The sequence below is a fragment of the Streptomyces sp. NPDC044002 genome, assembly GCF_056434525.1.
The window spans coordinates 111,324-130,662 of the sequence record NZ_JBWKEZ010000006.1; the positions used below are offsets into that span (position 1 = coordinate 111,324).

Genomic DNA, 19,339 nt, shown 5'->3' on the forward strand with positions numbered 1-19,339 from the left:
GCGGGAGGGGGGCGGCCCTTGTCCACAGGAATTCCCCCCTGGCCACTCTTATCCACAGGCTGTGCGCCGGATCTGTGGACATCGAATTAGATCAATAGGCGTCCGCGACCGGTCCGGGCCGATCAGGGTTCAAACCGCCCCCACACACTCATTCGGGTGGGAATGGCTCGCTCCAAAGAGTTGATCGGCGATACGGGGGTGACGCCGTTCACCTACCGCTCCCCAGCGCGAAACCTGGGCCACCCGACCGATATGTCGACGCTGCCGTGCCGCTCTGTCGACTTGTCCCCAGGTCGCCATCCCAGCCTGTGGATAACTCTGTGGACAGTGGACGGAGGACTACGCCCGGCCGTCGAGGCAGCGCGCCAGCCAGTCGGAGGCCTCGGTGAAGTCGCCGTCGGAGGTTCCCGGCCGCGCGGCCCGCACCTCACTCAGCGCGACACCGGCACGCGGATAGGAGCCGAGGAAGCGCACCTGGGGACAGGTCCGCTTCAGACCCATCAGCGCCTCGCTGACCCGGCGGTCGGAGATGTGCCCCTCCGCGTCGACGGCGAAGCAGTAGTTGCCGATGCCCTCGCCGGTCGGACGGGACTGGATCAGCATCAGGTTCACCCCGCGGACGGCGAACTCCTGCAGCAGTTCCAGCAGCGCACCGGGGTGGTCGTCGCCGAGCCACAGCACGACGGAGGTCTTGTCGGCGCCGGTGGGCGCGGCCGGCCGGGCGGGCCGTCCGACGAGCACGAAACGGGTCTCTGCGTTCTGGGCGTCGTGGATCTCGGTGACCAGCGCCTCCAGCCCGTACGTGGCGGCGGCGAACTCGCCCGCGAAGGCCGCGTCGAAGCGGCCCTCCTGCACCAGCCGGGCACCGTCGGCGTTGGAGGCCGCCGACTCCCACACCGCGTCGGGCAGGTGCGTCCGCAGCCAGTTGCGCACCTGCGGCTGGGCGACGGGATGACCGGTGACCGTCTTGATGTCCGACAGCTTGGTACCGGGCCGCACCAGCAGCGCGAACGCGATGGGCAGCAGCACCTCGCGGTAGATCATCAGCGGCTCGCCGGAGGCCAGCTCGTCGAGCGTGGCGGTGACCCCGCCCTCCACCGAGTTCTCGATCGGCACCAGCGCCGCCGCGGCCTCGCCGTTGCGCACGGCGTCCAGGGCGGCCGGGACCGACACCATCGGGACGAGCTCCCTGGTGGCTGCTTCCGGCAGAGTGCGCAGGGCGGCTTCGGTGAAAGTGCCCTCGGGACCGAGATACGTGAAGCGGGTGGCCGACATGCGGTCAGCCTAATGCCGGGCCACCCGCCGGGGCGGTGCTGTTCACCCTTCGAGCAGGCGCTGCCCGACGTACTCCCCGTCGCCCGGACCGGGCGGGACGGCGTACAGCCCGCTGGACTCGTGGCGGATGAACTCCGACAGGGCGTCGCCGCGGTCGAGCTTGCGCTGGACCGGGACGAACCCGCGCAGCGGGTCTGCCTGCCAGCAGATGAACAGCAGACCGGCGTCGGGGGTGCCGTCGGGGCCGATGCCGTCGTGGTACGAGAAGGGCCGGCGGAGCATGGCGGCGCCGCCGTTCTGCGCCGGCGCGGAGATGCGCGCGTGGGCGTTGGACGGGATGACCGGCTTGCCGTCGGGGCCGAGCTTGTCCAGGGCCATCGCGGTCTTCTCGTCGCCACCGGTCAGCGGCGCGCCCGTGGCCTTGGTCCGGCCGATGACCTGCTCCTGCTGGGCGAGCGACTGCTTGTCCCAGTCGTCGAGCAGCATCCGGATCCGGCGGACGACGGCGTACGAGCCCCCGGCCATCCAGGAGTGCTCGGCGGGCCCGGGGCCGGTGCCCGGCACGAAGATCCGCTTGTCGAAGTCGGGGTCCTTGGGCCGGGGGTTCGCGGTGCCGTCCACCTGGCCCATCAGGTTCCGGGCCGTCATGGGCGAGGCCGTCGCCCCGGGGGAGCGGTTGAAGCCGTTCATCTGCCAGCGCACCCGGGCGGCCTCTCCGGCGTCCTTCTGCACGGCGCGCAGTGCGTGGAAGGCGACGAGCGCGTCGTCGGCACCGATCTGGACCCACAGGTCGCCGTTGCTGCGCTGGGGGTCGAGCCGGTCCGAGGAGAAGTCGGGCAGCGGGTCGAGGGCCACCGGGCGCCGGGCAGTGAGGCCGGTGCGGTCGAAGAAGGAGTGGCCGAAGCCGAAGGTGAGGGTGAGGGAGGAGGGGCCCGCGTCCAGGGCGATCCCGCTGTCCGCGGTCGGCGCGGTCTCGCCCGCCATGAGCCGCCTGGCGGTGTCGGACCAGCGGCGCAGCAGCGCGGCGGCCTCCTTGCGCCCCGCGCCCGGCGCCAGGTCGAAGGCGAGGACGTGCCCCTTGGCCTGGAGCGGGTCGGTGATCCCGGCCTGGTGCTCGCCCTGGAAGGCGACCCGGGTGGCGCCGAGGGAGGCGAGGGACCCGGCGGCTCCGGGGGAGCCGGCCGGGGAGTCCGAGAGCGCTGACTGCACGAGCGCGCCGCCCGTGGCGCCGAGCGCGAGCCCCGTGGCGCCCGCGGCGCCGACGGTGCCCAGCAGTCGGCGCCGGGAGATCTCGATGTCGGGGGTGCTACCGGTGCTGTCGGTCACGCTGTTCAGCCGATCTTCACGTTCTTCTGGACGGTCGTCTGGTCGATGTCGGAGGTGCGTACGGTCACGTCGATGCGCCATTCGCCCGCGAGCGGCAGCTGGACCCCGGACGCGGTCCAGTGTCCGGCCGAGGCCCGGTCGGGGGCGAGCGGCAGCGGGCCGATCTCCTTGGCGGGCAGGGTGAAGGAGATCTTGACCTCGGGGAGGTCGAGGGGCTTGCCGTCGGGGCCGTCCGCCCACAGGTGGAGGGTGTTGGCGCCGACCCGGCCGGGGTCGAGCTCCAGCCGCACGTTGCCCTTGCCGTTCTGGCCGCCGGTGTCGAAGGGCAGGGTGATCTTGACCGGGCGGTTGGGCACGGCGGGGGCGGACGCGCCACCGCGGCCGGCCTCCTTCTCCACCGCGCGCCCGGGCTCGGTGCTGGTCAGGACGGTGGTGACGGCCAGGAGCACGACGGCAACGCCGGCCTCGGCGAGCACCGAGCGGCGCAGGCCCGCACGGCCCGGATCGGCATCGCGGACGCGGGTCTCGCGTGCCTTCTCACGGGCCGCGCGCTGCCGGGCGAGCTGGGCGGCCCGCTTCGGGTCGGCGCCGGCGGCCTCGGCCTCGGCCTCGGCTTCGGCCTCGGCTTCGGCCTTGGCCTCGGCTGCGGCTTCGGCGTCGGTGCCAGCGTCGGCTTCGGTGTTCGTATCGGCCCCGGCGGAACCACCCGAGGCGCTCCCGGCCGATGTTTCACGTGAAACATCGGCCCCCGCGAGCACCTTCTCCGGCTCTTCGGCCTGGACCTCCCCGAGCCGGGCAGTCCACTTGCGGGAGAGGTAGGCGATGCCGACGAGGACGGCGACGAGCGCGATCTTGATGAGCAGCAGCCGGCCGTAGCTGGTGCCGGTGAGGGCGGACCAGCTGCCGACCTGGCGCCAGGACTGGTAGACGCCGGTGACGGCGAGGACCAGGACGCTGATGAAGGCGACCCGGGAGAAGCGCCGGACGGCTTCCCGCTCGGTGTCCGGCACCTTGCGCAGGGCGACCAGCAGCGCGGTGAGCCCGCCGAGCCAGGCGGCCACGGCCAGCAGGTGCAGGATGTCGGCCGGCATCGCGATCGCGGGCTGGATACCGGTGGAGGCGTGCTCGGCAAGGGCCCAGGTGGCGGCGATGCCGCCGGCCACGACCGTGCCGCCGACACCGAGCCCGAAGGCGAGGTCGCTCGTCTCCTTCTTCTCCTCGGCGCGGTCCTCGCCGTCCTCGGCCCCCGTCGCGTCGGCGGCGGCGGCCTTCTGGCGGCGGGCGTAAGCACCGAAGAGCACGGCGATGAACAGCGCGGCCGCGCCGAGCAGCAGCAGCCTGGAGAGGAAGGCGGCACCGGTCTTGGTGTCCAGGACGGCCTTGAGGCCGTCGAGGTCGAAGGCGTCGGCGAACTTCCCCGAGCCGGTGTACGGGGTGCGCAGCACCAGCATCGCCAGGGTGGCGGCGGTGAGGGTGACCCAGCCGCGCACCACCAGCTTCTGCAGCGGGCGCTCAGCGGCGCCACGGCGCCAGCACAGCAGGATGAAGGCGGCACCGCCGACGAGGACGGTGAACCCGGCGTAGGCGGCGTAGCGGGCGATGCCGTACGCGATGCCGACGGGGCCGCCGCCCACCTTCTGGTCGGGCAGGGTGACGCTGGTCGCCGAGGGGGCGCCGACGGAGAAGGTGAAGGCGCCGGAGATCGGGTGGCTGTCGGCGGAGACCGCCTGCCAGGCGACGGTGTACGTGCCGTTGGGCAGGCCCGGGTGCAGGGCGGTGCCGTAGCGGATGGTCGATCCGCTGCACATGTCCCTGAGCTCGCCGGTGTCGACGCGCTTGCCCTGCGGGTCCATGACGCGGATGGAGTCGTCACCCATGGCGACCTGCTCCGAGAAGGAGAGGGTGACCTGGGCGGGCGCCGTGGCGACCACCGCCCCGTCCTGGGGGTCGCTCGCCGTGAGTGCCGCGTGTGCCGTGGCCGGGGCGGCCGCGGTGAACAGGGTGGCCAGCAGGGCTGCGATAACCAGCGCGAGGCGCGGCAGGAGTGCCGTGGCGCGGACGCGGGCCGAAGGAGGAGCGGGGGCGATGGCCGTCATGGCGTGTCAGTTCCTCGGTCCGTCAGTGGGCGGTGGAGTTCTGCGCGTTGTACGTCCGTTCCTTGACGTCCAGCTCGACCTTGACCGGGTCGGCCTTCTCGAAGCGCAGCTCGATGGTGATCTTGTCACCGACCTTGGGCGTGCTCTTGAGCCCCATGAACATGATGTGGTTGCCACCGCGCTCGAGCTTGAGCTCACCGTTGGCGGGCACGTCCATCGACTGGACCTGCTGCATCTTCTGGTCCTTGGTCTCGTGGATCTGCAGATCGTCCGAGAGCGGGCTGGTGGCGGAGAGCAGCTTGTCGGCGCTCTTCGAGTCGTTCTTGATGACCATGAAAGCGCCGGCCATCTTGTCGTTGACCGGCTGGGGCATGAAGGCCCCGCTGACCGTCATCTTCGGCTTGGCCGCTTCGTCGGAGGAGCAGCCGGATATGGCGAGCGCTGCCGTCAGGGAGAGGGCGGCGGCGATGGTGCGGGTGGTGCGGGCGTTCACGGGTTTTCTCCCTTGATGATCTTCGGCAGGTCCTTGGTGTAGTCGTCGACGGTCGTGCCCTCGCCGTAGAGGACGTAGCCCTCGTCGGTCTTGGGCGAGAACGCGATGACCTGGGCCCCGTGCATGGAGACGACGGTGCCGTCGGCCTCCTTCTTGGGGGCCTCGATACCGATGCCGAGAGATCGGGCTGCGGCCTGGATGGTGGCGAAGTCCCCGGTCAGTCCGGTGAAGGACGGGTCCTGGGCCCTGAGCCACGCGCCGAGGGAGTCGGGAGTGTCCCGCTCCGGGTCAGTGGTGACGAAGACGACCTGGAGCTTGTCCTGGTCGGCCTTGGGGAGTGCCTTCTTGGCGACGGCGATGTTGCTCATCGTCAGGGGGCACACGTCGGGGCAGTTGGTGTAGCCGAAGTAGATGAGCGTCGGCCGCCCCTTGGTCTGCTCGCGCAGGTTCCACGGCTTGCCGGTGGTGTCCGTGAGGACGAGCTCCGGCTTGTCGAAGGGGCGGTCGAGTACGGTCGCGGATCCGGCCTTCTTCTGACCGGTGATCTGCGTGACCGAACCGGTGTTCTTGGCCGTCTCACTGCCACAGGCAGTGAGGGCGAGCGCGGTCGCCACCGCGAGGGCGGCGACCGTCACACGTGTGGTGCGCATGAGGAAATGTCCCTGGGAATCGGGGATGGTGCGGATGTCGTGCGTACGACGGTGGAGCGGGGGGGCCGGGGGGCCCCCCCCCCCGCTGGGGGGGGTGAGGGGGGAGGGGGTGCCGAAAGGGAAACCGAGGAGACCAACAACAACGCCCCCGGCGCCAAGGGTGCGGGCGGTCGTGTCGGAGGCGCTCTTGGCGGCCGCCTCGTCGTGCCCGCCCTTCTCCTCGCCCTTGTCGTTCTTGTCGCCGTTCTTGGCCCCGTCGGCGGCCGGCTTGGCGGCGGCGCCGTGGTCGTCGGCGCCCTTGGCGGCGGCCAGCTTCAGCACGGGCGCCGGGGTCTGCGGCTCCGGGGCGCCTTCCTTGGGCTCCTCGATCCAGCGGACGACCTCGTTGTTGTCGTACGTCTGGATCGCCTTGAAGACCATCTTGTCGGCGTTCTCGGGGAGCTTGCCGACGGAGACCGGGAACTGCTGGAACTTGCCCGGCTCGATCTTGCCGCCGGTCCAGGTCACCTTGGTGACGACCTCGTTGATCTGCTTGCCGTGCACGGTCAGCGGCTTGTCGAGCTTGGTCTTCTCGACGGTGGACGTCCAGCCGGGGAGTTCCTGCGGCATGACGGACGTGAGCGGCTGGTCGGCCGGGAAGTTGACCTCGATCTGGGTGGTCGAGGCGTTGTCCCGCTCGTTGGGGACCTTGAAGTTGATCGTCGCGTAGCCGCCCTTGGCGGCCTCACCGGCCGGCTGCACGCTGACGTGCGCGAAGGCGGTACCGGACAGGGCGAGGACGGTGCCGGCGGCGAGGGCGGCGGCGAAGGAGACGCGAGAGGTCTTCACGGCAGGAACGCTCCATGGAAGCAGTGGTGACGTCGGCTCCGCACGCGGGCGCGCGCGGAGGTCGCGGCACCGGTGCTCCCGCCGGGTGTTCCGGGGAGTGGGGTGCCGCGTCAGGCTGCGAGGACGAGCGGTGCCGTCGGCGGCCCGCGCCGGACAACGGTGTGCTGCAGGGCGTCCCGGCCCGTCGAGACGGCGGGCGCGGCGGCGCTCCGGCGGGCCCGGGGGCCGCGCGCGGGGGCGCCGGGGAGCCCGGCCGCAAGGGCGCGTACGAAGGCCAGCGCGGCGCGCAGCGGACGTACGGGGTCGGCTTCGCCGGAGAGCCGGGACAGTTCGACGAGCCGGAACAGCGCGGCGTCGCCCCGGGCCAGCAGCCAGCCGGCCGCGAGCGCGGCCAGCAGGTGGCCGATCAGCATGGCCGGGCTGAACAGCCCGGTCGCAGGTGCCGCGGCGCCCCCCGCCAGGTGGGCGTGGGCCATGTGGCCCTGAGCGGCGGCCTGGGCGGCCACGGCGGCCGGGTCCAGTCCGGCGGCCTCCAGGATCTGCCGGGCGTCGGCCGCACTCAGCGGCACGGAGTTGCCCCCGCAGACCAGCTGGGCGGCGAGCGCCGCCAGCGAGGTGTCGGTGTCGCCGGCCGGTGCCTGGGCGGCCGCGGCGCCGTGCTGGCCGAGGCCGAACAGCGTGTGCAGCCCGAGCTGGCCGACGGCCAGTCCGGCGGCGATGCCCGGCAGCGGGCGCCGGCGTCCCGCCAGGGGTGCGGCGACCGCGAAGACGGCGATGAAGGCCAGGGCCAGGGCCCACCACGGCACGGTCGCGCAGGAGGCCACCGCGTGGCCGGCCGCGGACAGCACGACGCAGACCGCGGTGAACACCGCGGCCCGGGTCATCCGGAGGCCTGCTCCGGCGCGTGTCGTGTGGGATCCAGTCATGGCCGGGCAATCATCGCACTGGGCCCGGGCCCTGCCTACGGCAGGTGCTGGAGGGACCCTTGGGTTCCGGTCGCCGGTCGGCGTCCCGTCCGTACCGGGTCAGCCCGCCGTCAGCTCCGCACCCGGTGCCGACAGCCCCCTGACGGCGGCCCGACGGGGCCGTGCGCGGGCCCCGGTCAGGGGTGCAGCGCCGGGTGCGTCCCGGGTGCGGCCGCGGTCCCGTCCCCCCGCATACACCGCAGCCCGGGAAATGCACATCGGCCGAATGAGGGCTGTGCCGGCCGCCGGGGGCTTACGGCCCGGTGCGGGCGGCAATAGGTACCCGTATGAGCATCTGGTGGTCTCTCCACTTGAGGCGCGAAGCCGCGAGCGTGCCGCTCGCCCGGCGGCTGCTGCTGGGGACGATGGAGACCGCGGGGGTGGACCCGGAGATCTGCCACGACCTGTCGGTCGCGCTGAGCGAGGCCTGCGCGAACGCGGTCGAGCACGGCGGCCGCGTCGGCCGTCCCGGCGAAGGCCCCGGCGAAGGTCCCGGCGAAGGTCCCGGCGGGAGCCCCGCCGGCGGCGCCGCGGACGGGACCGAGGCGTACCGCGTCACGGCCTATCTGGACGGGGACCGCTGCCGCATCGAGGTGGCCGACTCGGGTCCGGGATTCCCGCCCTCGACGGTTGCCCGGCCCAGACCCGCCGGCTCCTGCCTCGCCGAGAACGGCCGGGGGCTGCACCTGATCGAGCAGCTCTCCGACCACGTCCGCTTCCGCAACCGGCCGGGCCGCGGCGCCGTGGTGAGCTTCGACAAGATGCTGAAGTGGCGCGACGGCGCGCTGCTGAAGGCCTCGTAGTACGGCGGTGGGCGGGAACCGCATCCGGTTCCCGCCCACCCGTACGTCCGTGCGCCGGCGTCAGCCCTTCAGCTGCGCCATCCACGCCTCGACCTCGACCGAGGTGCGGGGCAGCCCGGTCGACAGGTTTCGGTTGCCGTCCTCGGTGACGAGGATGTCGTCCTCGATCCGGACGCCGATGCCGCGGTACTCCTCCGGCACGGTCAGGTCGTCGGCCTGGAAGTACAGACCGGGCTCGACGGTCAGGCACATGCCCGGCTCCAGCGTGCCGTCGACGTACGCCTCCGTGCGGGCGGCGGCGCAGTCGTGGACGTCCATGCCGAGCATGTGGCCGGTGCCGTGCAGGGTCCAGCGGCGCTGCAGCCCGAGCTCCAGGACGCGCTCGACCGGGCCCTCCAGCAGGCCCCACTCGACGAGCTTCTCCGCCAGGACGTGCTGGGCGGCGTCGTGGAAGTCGCGGAACTTGGCGCCCGGCTTGACGGCGTCGATGCCGGCTTCCTGGGCCTCGTACACGGCGTCGTAGACCTTGCGCTGGACGTCGGTGTACGTGCCGTTGATCGGCAGCGTGCGCGTGACGTCCGCGGTGTAGAGGGAGTGGGTCTCCACGCCGGCGTCGAGCAGCAGCAGGTCGCCGGAGCGGACCGCACCGTCGTTGCGGACCCAGTGCAGGGTGCAGGCGTGGGCACCGGCGGCGGCGATGGTGCCGTAGCCGACGTCGTTGCCCTCGACGCGGGCGCGCAGGAAGAAGGTGCCCTCGATGTAGCGCTCGGAGGTGGCCTCGGCCTTGTCGAGGACCTTCACGACGTCCTCGAAGCCGCGGACGGTGGAGTCGACGGCCTTCTGCAGCTCGCCGATCTCGAAGGCGTCCTTCACGGCGCGGGCCTCGGAGAGGTAGACCCGCAGCTCCTCGTCGCGCTCCTTGGTCACCTTGTCGGTGAGGGCGGACTCGATGACGGAGTCGTGGGCGCGGACGACGCGCACCGGGCCGGTGGCCTCGGCGAGGGCCTCGGGGAGCTCGCGCACGTCCTTGGCCGGGATGCCCAGGAGCTGCTCGGCCTCGGAGAGGGAGTGCCGGCGGCCGACCCAGAGCTCGCCCTGGCCGGACAGCCAGAACTCGCCGTTCTCGCGGTCGGAACGGGGCAGCAGGTAGACGGTGGCCTGGTGGCCGGCCTCGCCGGTGGGCTCCAGGACCAGGACGCCGTTCTCGGTCTGGTCGCCGGTGAGGTACGCGTACTCGGTGGAGGCGCGGAACGGGTACTCGGTGTCGTTCGAGCGGGTCTTCAGCCGGCCCGCCGGGACGACCAGGCGCTCGCCGGGGAAGCGCGCGGACAGCGCGGCGCGGCGGTCGGCGGTGTGGCCGGCCTGGGCGATGGGCTCCAGGCCGTGCAGCTCGGTGTCGGCCCAGCCGCTGCGCATGTTCTCCGCGAGTTCGTCGCTGACGCCCGGGTACAGCCCGTTCTTGCGCTGCTTGTGCTTCTTCTTGGGCTGCTCTTCTTCCGGGGTCTCCGGGGTGAGCTCGTCAGCCACGTCTTCTCCTCAGCTGCTACGACATGCAAGGACCGGGTGCGGACCCCGTCCATCGTATGTGCGAGGGGAAGGCCCCCGGCTCGACTTGTGACATATCAGTCAAACCGGGCGCGCATCTCGGGCGGCGGACCCGTGCCTCAGTCGAACCGGGCCGCGAGCAGTACGACGTCCTCGGGCTCCTCGGCCACGCCGGGCCCCTCCTCCGGGAGCACCGTCTTCAGGATGTGCTCGCAGATGGCCGCCGGGTCCTCCCGCGCGCTCCGCGGAACCCCCGCGGCGGCCGCGTGCAGCCGCGCGTAGGCCCGGTCCATGGCGTCGCCGGTACGGCGCAGCAGCCCGTCGGTGTAGAGAAGCACCGTTTCTCCGCGCGCGGGCTCGATCTCCACGCTCGGAGCCTCCCAGCACGCCAGCATCCCGAGCGGAGCGGAGAGGGAGGTCTCCACGTACTCGGTCCGGCGCTCACCGATGAGCAGCGGCGGGGTGTGCCCCGCACCGGCCAGGATGATCTTGCGGGCGGCGGGCTCGCAGTACGCGAACAGCGCGGTCGCCGAGCGCGCGGGCTCGGTCAGGCGCAGCAGCAGCTCCAGGTCGGACAGGACCGCGACGGGGTCCTCCCCCTCCATCACGGCGTACGCGCGCAGCGAGGCCCGCAGCCGCCCCATCGCGGCGACGGCGCTCGGGCCGGAGCCGGTGACCGACCCGACGGCCAGTCCCAGGGCGCCCTCGGGCAGCGGCAGCGCGTCGTACCAGTCGCCGCCGCCGCGCGGCCCCGTGCGGTGCCGGGCGGCGAGCTGGACCCCGGAGATCCGGGGCAGCCGGCTGGGCAGCAGCTCCTCGGAGATGGTGGCCAGCCGGTCGCGCGAGCGCGTGACCTCCACCATCCGGGCCAGGTGCTCGGCGGCGTGCCGGACGTACAGCCCGACCAGGTCGCGCTGGCGGTCGCTCGGCTCGGCCTGCTCGTCGTACAGCCACACCGCGGCGCCGAGTCGGCCCGTGGCATCGGCGGCCACCGGGAGCGCGTAGCTCGCGGCGTAACCGAGCCGGGCCGCGACCTCGCGGTGCCGGGGGTCCACGGGGGGCTCGTGGCCGCCCGCTGCGGCCTGGCCCGGCTCGGGCAGCACCTCGGAGCCGCCGTGGGCGTCCGGGAGTCCGTCGAGGATGCGGCCGTACGAGGTGGCGCTGCGCGGCACCGTCTCGATGTGCCCGAGGTCGGCGCGGCCGAGGCCCAGGCCGATGGTGGTGGCGGGGCCGAGGCCGTCGGAGGGCTCCAGGACCACCAGTCCGCGGCGGGCGCCGACGAGGGCGGCTCCGGCGCGCAGGAACTCCCGCAGGGAGGAGTCGAGGTCAGCGGCCCGCGCGAGGCGCTCGGTGAGTTCGTGGAGGGTGGTGAGGTCGGAGACCATGCCCGCGAGCCGGTCCTGGATGACGCTGCTCGCCGCGGGCGGGGCGCCCTGGGCGGGGGCGGTCCGGGCGGAGCCGGCGGAGGATCCCGGCGCGGTCGTGGACGTGGACGCCGTGGAGGTGGAGCCGGGCGTGGGCCCCGCAGTGTGCGCTGACGCTGTAACCGCTGGATCGATTCCAGCCACTTTCGGCAGATGCGGGGCGCTCATGGCGTCCGCCTTTCCACCTGGTGCGATTCGCCATATAGCATCGCAAACCCCCAGATCGTGCTGCGCCGCCATCAATGGATCCACATCTACACGCACACGAGGATCGATGTCCAGCATTGCCCAGGCGGGAATACTGGTGTCCGTGAGACGGCAACTCACTGTCCAGCCGGGGCTAAAACTTGGCCGGAAAAAGCGCCATGCAGACGGTTTTTGCGATCGACTGGACGAGCGCTCCAGGGGCTCCGGGTACGTACTCGATGGTGCCCGGGGTCAGTTGACGCCCTCCCGCGCACCGCCGGGGAACCACCCGGCGCGGGGAGCCGTCCTTAGCGGCGGCAGCCGGTTTCGAGACCGGCGCGGGTCGCCCGGACCGCTCGCTCCGGGTCCCCGCCGGACGTTTGACGGACCCGTAAGAAAACTGCACGAACCGTGTGAACCTGCTTCTGGCGGACAGTGACGCGAAACGTGTACGTGTGGTGAAACACCGGTTACATGGTGTGATGTGGCCCTTCGGCGTTCAACGGAAAGGAACGAGCGCTCATGCGCGAGATCCTCGGAAGGCGTCTCCAGCGGCTCCGCGATCGCTTGAAATTCCCGCGGGCCGCCTCCCGCCCGGCCCCGGCAGGTGTGGACGGCGCGGCGGCCTCCCTCCTCGACGGGGCGCTGACCTGCGTCGGCGTCTGGAACTGGCCCGTACTCCCGGGTGTCGGCCGGGCCGGCACCGACAGCGCGCGGTGCGCCTGCCCCGACCCCGACTGCGTGGTGCCCGGCGCGCATCCCTTCGACCCCGGGCTGCTCGCCGCCACGACCGACGCCCGGATGGTGGCCTGGTGGTGGACCCGGCGGCCCGCCGCCCCGGTGCTGCTGGCCACCGGCGGGAAGGCGCCGTGCGCGGTGAGCCTGCCGGCCGGTGCCGCCGCGCGGGCCGTCGGGCGCCTGGAGGCGCAGGGCATGCGGCTCGGCCCGGTCGTCGCCACCCCCACCCGCTGGTCCCTGCTGGTGGCTCCGTACTCGCTGGAGCGGCTCGGCGAACTCCTCTACGCGAAGGACCACGTGCCCTCCTCGCTGCGCTTCCACGGCGAGGGCGGCTACCTGCTGCTGCCGCCGTCCACGGCCAGCGGCGGCGGGCAGGTCCGCTGGGAGCGGGAGCCCGCCGCGGTACCCGGCCCCGACGGGCTGTGGCTGCCCGAGGTCGAGACGGTGGTGGACGCGCTCGTCGAGGCGAGCAGTGACGCCCCGGGCGGCGGCAGCCGGCTCGCGTACTGAACGTCGGGCGCCGCCGTCGGGCCACCGCATCACTCGTACGGGTGCCAGCGCGACGGGTTTCCAAGGGAATTGGGCGCGGGGATCTCCGCGCCCCTTTCCCGCGTCGCTATCTTCGGCGAATGAATCTCCGCCTGATCGGTATCGGCGCCGGTGTGCTGATCATCTTGTCGCTTCCCCTGGCCGGAGCGATCGCCGGGCCGGATTTCGCCGGTCAGGGTGACGGAAAAGGCGGGGGGTTGCTCTCCTCGCTGGGCCTTTCCCACGCTTCCGGCGCGCCCGAGGGGGCGCGGCCCGCCGCGCAGCCGGCGCGGCCGGGACCTGCCGAACAGCCGCGCACCGACTCGCGGTGCGGACCTGAACTCTCCGCTCCGCAGGGGCTGGAGGCGCAGACCTGCGTCCTGGAGAGCGCGGGGCAGACCTGGGGCCGCAGCTACTACCGCAACACCAGCGGGCGCGCGCTGGACGCCGTACTGACCGTGATGGGTCCGGCCGGACGGACCGTGCAGATCCGCTGCGCGGTGGGCGCGGGGGACGAGCCGGGGCTCTGCGAGACCCCGCGGGGCGACTCGTCGGGGGCGCCGGGGGACTACTCGGCCGTAGCGGAGTTTGCAGTTCCGGATGAGGAAGGGCGACTGCTGCTGCGGTCCGGGAGCAACTCACCGGGCCCGGGCGAAGGTTGAGCGCCACCGGAAAGACAAGGGCCCGGTCGCTGGCGACGGGGGATGCACCAGCGACCGGGCTACAAGAACGGTAACAAGAGATCGCCTGTTCGCAAATTCGATCTCTGATATTCAGACATCGATTTGCAGGCGATTAGCGGGAGTTGTGACCCCAGTCACCGGACCCGTGCGTGTCCGTCCGTCAGCTGAGCGTGATCTGGCGGTTGGTGAGCCCGCCGCGCGCCCGGCGCTCCTCGGCGGTCAGCGGGGCGTCGGCGGACAGGGCCGCGGCCAGCCGCTCCGCGAACTCGGCGGCGGGCTTCTCCACGTCCTCCGCGGACACTCCGGTCGGCAGGTCCCAGACCGGGACCACGAGGCCGTGGGCGCGGAAGGAGCCGACGAGCTTGGTGCCTTCGCCGAGGGAGGAGGTGCCCGCCGCGTGCAGCCGCGCCAGGGCGTCGAGCAGCTTCTCCTCGGGGTGCGGCATGACCCAGCGCAGGTGGTTCTTGTCCGGGGTCTCGCACCAGTAGGCCGCGTCCACGCCCGTCAGCTTGACGGTCGGGATGGCGGCGGCATTGGCGCGTTCCAGCGAGGCGGCGATCTCCGGGGAGGCGTTCTGGGCGTTCTCCGCCTCCGGAATCCAGAATTCGAAGCCCGTGTGGACAACCGGCTCGAAAACGCCGTCCAGGTCGAGGAGATCCTGAAGTCGGGGACCCTCGGCAGGCACCCGGCGGGCCGGGACCGGGGTGCCGGGCTCGGCGACGAGCGCGCGCTCCAGGGTGTCGGCCATGTCGCGGGCCAGGTCGCCGGTGGTCGAGTCGTTCTGGAGGCCGAGCAGGACCGAGCCGTCCTCGCGCCGCAGGGCCGGCCAGGCCATGGGCAGTACGGTCACCAGCGTGACGGACGGGACGCCCTCGGGCAGGCCGCCCTTGAGCGTGAGCGGGATGGTGGCCGCGGGGACGAGCTCGCGCAGCGCCACCCAGTCGCACTCACCCGGCAGTCCCTCGAACGGACGCTGCACGTGCTCGGTCGCGGCCTGCGAGGCGGCCGCGCCGTGGCAGGCCTTGTACCGGCGCCCGGAACCGCAGGGACAGGGCTCGCGCGCGCCGACGACCGGGATCTCCCCGTTCTCGAGCTGGGGCTTCGCGGTCTTCGCGGCGGGGCGCTTCTTGGCCATCGTGGGTGTCTCCCGGTTGCGGCGGTACGGCGGTGTCTCTGGGCGCGAGCCTAGCCGTTCGTACCGCCGGAACCGGTGGGGTGCGGCCGGGAGCACGGTCGGCGTGCGCTCCCGGACGGCCGCCTGTGCGGATGGCCGGTGCTACTGGTCGTGCGGGCGGGCCCGCTTCAGCAATCCAGGTCGTCGAAGGCCGATGCGAAGTCCATCGCCGGGGCGGTGACGCGCGTAGCGAAATCCTCGTGCCGGGGCCCCCGGGCGACGATCACCCAGACGGTGACCTCACCCGCCGCTCCGTCCCGGACACCCCAGTCCTGGGCCAGGGCGCTGATGATGTTCAGCCCCCGGCCGCCGTGCGCGGTGACCGAAGGCGTGGCCGGGATCGGGCGGGTGGGGCCGCCGCCGTCCGTGACCTCGACCGTCAGCCGCCCCGCGGCGTCGACGCGCCACGCGGCGCGTATCTCCCCGTCTCCGATCTCGTGCCGGCCCAGCGGCCGGCCGTGCCGGCAGGCGTTGCTGAGCAGTTCGGAAAGGATCAGTACGGCGTCGTCCACGACCGATTCGGACAGGCCGCTCATGCGCAGCTGCTCGCGCATCCGGCGCCTTGCCTCGCCCACGCCCGCAGGACCATGGCGTATGTCCATGCACGACGACGTGGGCACTTCCTGTGCCATCACCAACGCCACCCCCGGAACCTCCTTAGCCCCACGCCATGGTCTGGATGCCCCACTGGCCTGGACCGGAAACCGCCCTGACGAGGCCCTCTGGCACTGTTCTGACGCATTCATGACCGTCGGATGCGGAGCGGATGCGCCGGTGCACTCCCTGTCACGCACGGGACGGGCGTTACGGGTGGGCAAATGGGGACGTCAGCGTCCGAGTTGTGACAGAACCTGGCGTGGCCTGTTCGTGATGATCGCTTCTACACCCAGATCAGCGCATAGCTGAACATCTTCGGGAGCGTTCACCGTCCACACGTGCACGGAGTGGCCGGCGGCCTGGAGCTTGCGGATGAAGCCGGGGTGGTTGCGCACGATCCGCATCGCCGGGCCGGCGATGCGGACCCCCGCGGGCAGCCGCCCGTCGCGCATCCGGGGAGAGATGAACTGCATCAGGTACACGGTCGGGACCGTCGGCGCGGCCGCCCGGACCCGGTGCAGGGAGCGGGCGGAGAAGCTCATGACCCGGACCGGGTGCGGCCCCCCGGCGGGCGGGGCGTCCAGCCCGAAGCGCTTGAGGAGGAAGAGGAGGCGCTCCTCCACCTGTCCGGCCCAGCGGGTGGGGTGCTTCGTCTCGATCGCCAGCTGGACGGGCCGGCCGGCGTCGGACACCAGCTCCAGCAGCCGTTCCAGGGTGAGGACGGAGGTGCGCTCGGGGTCCGCGTCCCAGTCGGGGGACTCCTCGCGGTCCTTCCAGGAGCCGAAGTCGAGGGCGGCGAGGTCGGCGAGCTCCAGGGCGGAGACCGCGCCGCGGCCGTTCGAGGTGCGGTTCACGCGGCGGTCGTGGACCAGGACCAGGTGTCCGTCGGCGGTCAGCCGGATGTCGCATTCGAGGGCGTCGGCGCCGTCCTCGATGGCCTTCCGGTACGCGGCCAGGGTGTGCTCGGGGGCGTCCTCCGAGGCGCCGCGGTGGGCGACGACCTGGATGGGGCTCGGCGATGCGTGGGTCACCCGGTCATGGTGCCATCGAGGAGGCCTCGCGCGTCGGGGTGAGTCCTGTGGATGCGTCTGATATGTCGGACATAAAGGATGGGGGGAGATGCACAGGTCCGGCTTACAGTGCCCTGACGGGCCATGGGAAAGGCTTCGTCCTGGAACTTGTACGGCACCTCGAACGTTCAGTCGGACCGATGCCAGGTGGGTGTCGGGCCGGTTTCGCCTGATATGCCCAGTGGCTGAGACGCCCAGAGCCTGCGCAGCCGTGTAAGCCTGTAAGCCGTGTGTGACGAGGAGAGAGCGCTGTGAGCACCGAGAACGAGGGCACCGCGGCCCCGACGCCCCCCGCGGCCCCGTCCGTACCCCCCGCGCCGGCCGCCTCCACCCCCGACCTGACGAAGGCCCCGGCCGAGCCCGCCGCGGCGCCGGCGGAGCAGGCGTACGCGACCGGCGGGCACGAGACCCCGGCCGCGCCGGCCCAGGCCCCCGCGCAGGGTGCCGAGCAGACCCAGCAGCTGCCCCCCGCCCCGGCGGCGCCGCCTGCCGCGCCCCCGGCCTACGGCTACGACCAGACGCAGGCCCACGCCCAGCACCCGGGCCAGAACCCGGCCCAGCCCCCGGCCCCCGCCGCGCACACGGCGTACGGCGCCGAGGCATGGCCCCCGCCGCCGCCCGCGGTCCCCGCGTACGGCGGCCAGGGCGGCCACGGCGGCGGCGCCTGGGGTGCCCCCCTCACCACCGACGGCACCCCGCAGCCCAAGCCGAAGGGCAAGGGCGGCATGATCGCGGCCGTCCTGGTGGCGGCCCTGCTCGCGGGCGGCGTCGGCGGCGGCGTCGGCTACTGGGCGGCCGAGCGCAACAACGGCGGCGGCTTCGGCTCCACCACCATCACCGCGGGCAACACCCCCAAGGACCTCAAGCGCGACGCCGGCTCCGTCGCGGGCCTCGCCGCGACCGCCCTGCCCAGCGTCGTCACGATCGAGGCCTCGGCCGGTGACGGCGAGGGCGGCACCGGCACCGGCTTCGTCTACGACCAAGAGGGCCACATCCTCACCAACAACCACGTGGTGGCCTCCGCCGCGAACGGCGGAAAGCTCTCCGCGACCTTCTCCAACGGCAAGAAGTACGAGGCCGAGGTGATGGGCCGGGCCCAGGGCTACGACGTCGCGGTGATCAAGCTGAAGAACCCGCCCGCGGGCCTCAAGCCGCTGCCGCTGGGCGACTCCGACAAGGTCGCGGTCGGCGACCCGACCATCGCGATCGGCGCCCCCTTCGGCCTGTCCAACACGGTCACCACCGGCATCGTCAGCGCCAAGAACCGTCCGGTGGCCTCCGGCGACGGCTCCGGCGGCAAGAACTCGTACATGAGCGCCCTGCAGACGGACGCCTCCATCAACCCCGGCAACTCCGGCGGTCCGCTGATCGACGGCCGCGGCGCGGTCATCGGCATCAACTCCGCCATCCAGTCCGCGGGCGGGGGAGGCGGCTTCGGCGGCGGCGGCCAGGCCGGCTCCATCGGCCTCGGCTTCGCCATCCCGATCAACCAGGCCAAGAACGTCGCGGAGTCCCTGATCAAGACGGGCAAGCCGGTCTACCCGGTGATCTCGGTCTCCGTGGACCTCCAGGCCAAGGCGGACGGCGCCAAGATCTCCGAGCAGGGAGCCCCGGCCAACGAGCTGGTCGACCCCAACGGCCCGGCCGGCAAGGCGGGCCTCAAGCCCGGGGACATCATCACCGAGTTCGGCGGCAGGCAGGTCGACAGCGGCCCGACCCTGATCAGCCTGATCTGGACGTACAGGCCGGGCGACACGGTGAAGCTGACCTACCTGCGCGGGGGCAAGCCGACCACCGTCGACATCACGCTCGGCTCGCGCGTCGGCGACAAGTAGCCGCGGGCGGGACACGGGCGGGCTGCGGGCGCCGGGGCGAACGGGCGCTCGACAGTGGCTTGATGGGAGGGGCCGGGGGCGGGATTCCGCCTACGGCCCCTCCCAATATCTGCTTATGCTTCGCTCGTGTTCGATTCACGGCACATACGGACATTCCATGAAGTGGTCGCGGCGGGCTCGTACTCGGCGGCCGCCCGCGTCCTGGGCTACACCCAGCCGGCGATCACCCAGCAGATGAAGGCGCTCGAACGCGCAGTCGGCACACCGCTGTTCACCCGGGTCGGCCGCCGCATGAAGCTCACCGAGGCCGGTGAGTCCCTGGCCCGGCACGCCGAGTCCATCCTCGGGAGCCTCTCCGCGGCCGAGGCCCAGCTGAAGGCGTACACGCGGCTGCGCACCGGGCGCGTACGGGTCTGCGGATTCCCCAGCGCCAATGTCACGCTCGTCCCGGAAGCCCTCAGCGGCCTGGCCAAGGAGCATCCCGGAGTCCAGGTCGAGCTGCTGGAGGGCGAGCCGCCGGAGTCCCTGCGCAGGCTCCAGCGCGGCGAGTGCGACATCACCCTCGCCTTCACCTACCCGGGGCTGCACGAGGAGGTCCCGGAGGAGGTCGCCGAGGTCAGGCTGCTGGAGGACCAGCTCACGGTGCTGCTGCCGACGGGCCACCCGCTGGCCCGGCGCCGGGCCGTGCACCTCGCCGACCTCGCCGAGGAGCGGTGGATCGCGGGCTGTCCGCGCTGCCGGGCGAACCTGCTGCACGAGTGCGCCGAACTGGGCTTCGTGCCCGACATCCGCTTCGCGACCGACGACAACCTGGTGGTGCAGAGCCTGGTCGCGCAGGGTCTGGGCGTGGCGATGATGCCCGCTCTGGTGCTGCCCTCGCTCTCGCTCAGCCGGGTCTGCGGGCGGGTGCTGGAGCCCGCCGCCCGCCGCCACATCGCCGCGTACGTCTACCGGGACCACCTGCGGGTCCCGGCGACCGCGGTGGTGCTCGACGAGCTGAAGCGGGCCGCGTCGAACCGCGTCGGCTGCTGAGCGGACAACTCCAGCACTCCTCAATCCATAAGCGCAGCTTGGGATTTCAGGTCATAACTGTCGTTGGACGTGATGGATGCGCCCACCGACG

General features: G+C 72.5%; 16 protein-coding genes and 1 pseudogene. 5 read left to right on the forward strand and 12 right to left on the reverse strand.

Annotated elements, in window-relative coordinates:
• Positions 1-339: 339 nt before the first annotated feature.
• The 7 genes and pseudogenes from pheA to AC07A6_RS06670 all read right to left on the reverse strand — a co-directional run bounded on the left by pheA (position 340) and on the right by AC07A6_RS06670 (position 7,594).
• Complete coding sequence (pheA, locus tag AC07A6_RS06640) at positions 340-1,275, reverse strand: prephenate dehydratase (RefSeq protein WP_125594069.1); 936 nt, start codon at positions 1,273-1,275, stop codon at positions 340-342.
• Positions 1,276-1,317: 42 nt separating this feature from the next.
• A complete protein-coding gene (efeB, locus tag AC07A6_RS06645) occupies positions 1,318-2,601 on the reverse strand; it encodes an iron uptake transporter deferrochelatase/peroxidase subunit (RefSeq protein ID WP_362456546.1) in 1,284 nt (427 codons plus the stop codon).
• A 5-nt stretch (positions 2,602-2,606) separates the two neighbouring features.
• On the reverse strand, positions 2,607-4,697 hold the full coding sequence (locus tag AC07A6_RS06650; protein ID WP_478776318.1) for a copper resistance CopC/CopD family protein: 2,091 nt from the start codon (positions 4,695-4,697) through the stop codon (positions 2,607-2,609).
• A 22-nt stretch (positions 4,698-4,719) separates the two neighbouring features.
• A complete protein-coding gene (locus AC07A6_RS06655; protein ID WP_362456541.1) occupies positions 4,720-5,190 on the reverse strand; it encodes a copper chaperone PCu(A)C in 471 nt (156 codons plus the stop codon).
• Positions 5,187-5,840: an SCO family protein gene (locus tag AC07A6_RS06660; protein WP_007265305.1), complete on the reverse strand. Its 654-nt coding sequence runs from the start codon at positions 5,838-5,840 to the stop codon at positions 5,187-5,189. The genes AC07A6_RS06655 and AC07A6_RS06660 overlap by 4 nt, the downstream gene beginning before the upstream one ends.
• A 111-nt stretch (positions 5,841-5,951) precedes the next feature.
• A pseudogene (locus tag AC07A6_RS06665) lies at positions 5,952-6,668 on the reverse strand (YcnI family copper-binding membrane protein); the annotation flags it as partial.
• Between the two features lie 110 nt (positions 6,669-6,778).
• Entirely contained in the window at positions 6,779-7,594 is an 816-nt protein-coding gene (locus AC07A6_RS06670) for a hypothetical protein (protein WP_478776319.1), read from the reverse strand.
• Positions 7,595-7,920: 326 nt separating this feature from the next.
• Here AC07A6_RS06670 and AC07A6_RS06675 point away from each other — a divergent pair, with 326 nt between their 5' ends.
• Entirely contained in the window at positions 7,921-8,436 is a 516-nt protein-coding gene (locus AC07A6_RS06675; RefSeq protein WP_478776320.1) for an ATP-binding protein, read from the forward strand.
• A gap of 60 nt (positions 8,437-8,496) precedes the next feature.
• On the opposite strand, the gene AC07A6_RS06680 is transcribed toward AC07A6_RS06675, so the two are convergent.
• Both AC07A6_RS06680 and AC07A6_RS06685 read right to left on the reverse strand, forming a co-directional pair.
• Positions 8,497-9,963 (reverse strand): aminopeptidase P family protein, encoded by a 1,467-nt coding sequence (locus AC07A6_RS06680; protein WP_478776321.1) that lies wholly within the window; start codon positions 9,961-9,963, stop codon positions 8,497-8,499.
• A 137-nt stretch (positions 9,964-10,100) separates the two neighbouring features.
• A complete protein-coding gene (locus AC07A6_RS06685) occupies positions 10,101-11,690 on the reverse strand; it encodes a PP2C family protein-serine/threonine phosphatase (RefSeq protein WP_478776322.1) in 1,590 nt (529 codons plus the stop codon).
• 423 nt (positions 11,691-12,113) lie between these two features.
• Between AC07A6_RS06685 and AC07A6_RS06690 the strand changes: the two genes are divergently transcribed.
• Entirely contained in the window at positions 12,114-12,839 is a 726-nt protein-coding gene (locus AC07A6_RS06690) for a bifunctional DNA primase/polymerase (RefSeq protein WP_478776323.1), read from the forward strand.
• Positions 12,840-12,958: 119 nt separating this feature from the next.
• A complete protein-coding gene (locus AC07A6_RS06695; RefSeq protein WP_362456523.1) occupies positions 12,959-13,519 on the forward strand; it encodes a hypothetical protein in 561 nt (186 codons plus the stop codon).
• A gap of 181 nt (positions 13,520-13,700) precedes the next feature.
• Here AC07A6_RS06695 and AC07A6_RS06700 read toward each other — a convergent pair whose 3' ends face one another.
• From AC07A6_RS06700 to AC07A6_RS06710, 3 genes are all read right to left on the reverse strand, one after another.
• Positions 13,701-14,675, reverse strand: coding sequence for a DUF5926 family protein (locus AC07A6_RS06700; RefSeq protein ID WP_362456520.1), 975 nt, complete (start codon positions 14,673-14,675; stop codon positions 13,701-13,703).
• A gap of 167 nt (positions 14,676-14,842) precedes the next feature.
• A complete protein-coding gene (locus tag AC07A6_RS06705; RefSeq protein WP_362456864.1) occupies positions 14,843-15,460 on the reverse strand; it encodes an ATP-binding protein in 618 nt (205 codons plus the stop codon).
• A gap of 81 nt (positions 15,461-15,541) precedes the next feature.
• The gene (locus AC07A6_RS06710; RefSeq protein WP_007265315.1) at positions 15,542-16,342 is read right to left on the reverse strand and encodes a glycerophosphodiester phosphodiesterase; all 801 of its coding nucleotides are present in this window, start codon (positions 16,340-16,342) and stop codon (positions 15,542-15,544) included.
• 290 nt (positions 16,343-16,632) lie between these two features.
• On the opposite strand from AC07A6_RS06710, the gene AC07A6_RS06715 reads away from it, so the two are divergent.
• Together AC07A6_RS06715 and AC07A6_RS06720 are read left to right on the forward strand one after the other, a co-directional pair.
• Entirely contained in the window at positions 16,633-18,216 is a 1,584-nt protein-coding gene (locus AC07A6_RS06715; RefSeq protein ID WP_478776324.1) for a S1C family serine protease, read from the forward strand.
• 126 nt (positions 18,217-18,342) lie between these two features.
• Entirely contained in the window at positions 18,343-19,248 is a 906-nt protein-coding gene (locus AC07A6_RS06720) for a LysR family transcriptional regulator (RefSeq protein WP_362456513.1), read from the forward strand.
• Positions 19,249-19,339 lie beyond the last annotated feature (91 nt).

Coding starts and splice junctions, on each gene's coding strand:
- AC07A6_RS06670 (WP_478776319.1), bottom strand. CDS start 7,594: ATGACTGGATCCCACACGACACGCGCCGGAGCAGGCCTCCGGATGACC.
- AC07A6_RS06700 (WP_362456520.1), bottom strand. CDS start 14,675: ATGGCCAAGAAGCGCCCCGCCGCGAAGACCGCGAAGCCCCAGCTCGAG.
- AC07A6_RS06690 (WP_478776323.1), top strand. CDS start 12,114: ATGCGCGAGATCCTCGGAAGGCGTCTCCAGCGGCTCCGCGATCGCTTG.
- AC07A6_RS06685 (WP_478776322.1), bottom strand. CDS start 11,690: ATGCTGGACATCGATCCTCGTGTGCGTGTAGATGTGGATCCATTGATG.
- AC07A6_RS06695 (WP_362456523.1), top strand. CDS start 12,959: ATGAATCTCCGCCTGATCGGTATCGGCGCCGGTGTGCTGATCATCTTG.
- pheA (WP_125594069.1), bottom strand. CDS start 1,275: ATGTCGGCCACCCGCTTCACGTATCTCGGTCCCGAGGGCACTTTCACC.
- AC07A6_RS06650 (WP_478776318.1), bottom strand. CDS start 4,697: ATGACGGCCATCGCCCCCGCTCCTCCTTCGGCCCGCGTCCGCGCCACG.
- AC07A6_RS06675 (WP_478776320.1), top strand. CDS start 7,921: ATGAGCATCTGGTGGTCTCTCCACTTGAGGCGCGAAGCCGCGAGCGTG.
- AC07A6_RS06660 (WP_007265305.1), bottom strand. CDS start 5,840: ATGCGCACCACACGTGTGACGGTCGCCGCCCTCGCGGTGGCGACCGCG.
- AC07A6_RS06705 (WP_362456864.1), bottom strand. CDS start 15,460: ATGAATGCGTCAGAACAGTGCCAGAGGGCCTCGTCAGGGCGGTTTCCG.